Genomic DNA, 712 nt, shown 5'->3' with positions numbered 1-712 from the left:
CTTCGCGAGCAAGCTCGCTTGTATGGTTAGACTTGAAGGGGTGGTGGGACGAACAGTTCGCATCTGACTGCTGCAACAGTACAGACCGTGGGAGACCTCGCCCCACCCCTTCCACCAAAAGCGCCGATAAAGAATGCTTCGTTCAAGCGACGATAGAAACAAGCCTGCGCCTCTGGGTGAAACCCCTCCAAGCCGTAAAACCTTAACGTGGAGAAGTGTCCATGGCAATGCACGTTTCGAAGTCAATCGTGGGCGTGGATGTCGCCAAAGTTGAACTCGTTATTTACGAGCCAGATCAGGTTTTGCTCACCTCGATAAGCAACGACAAGCCCGCCATAAAGCGCTGGCTTAAAACGTTGCCGAGGCCCACCGCGATTGCAGTTGAAGCAACAAATGTTTATCACATCGACCTGATCGAGCTGGCTTATGAGGCGGGTTTCGACGTTTACATCATTGATGGCTATCAGCTGAGTAATTACCGTAAAAGTGTTGGCGTGCGCAGTAAAACGGACGCCTCCGATGCTCGTCTTCTTGCCCGTTATCTGAAAAACGAAGGCGAAGATTTACGCCCCTGGACTCCACCTCCCGCCGTCTACGGCAAGCTGCAAAGCCTTCTGCGGCGCAGGGCTTCGCTGGTTCAGGCCAAAACCAGCCTGACTCAGAGCTGGGCAAATGACGCCAGTTTGAAAGCTGTGTTCGCCACTTTTCTCAA

Annotated in this window: 1 protein-coding gene; it reads left to right on the top strand. The window is 52.9% G+C overall.

The annotated features are described in order from the left end of the window. Window positions 1–221: 221 nt before the first annotated feature. The coding region (locus AC07VF_RS26455; protein WP_495031068.1) for an IS110 family transposase at window positions 222–712 on the top strand (491 nt) is incomplete at its 3' end.

The organism is Pseudomonas sp. GW821-FHT02H06 (genome assembly GCF_059421525.1).
This window is presented reverse-complemented; position numbering and strand designations above follow the sequence as displayed.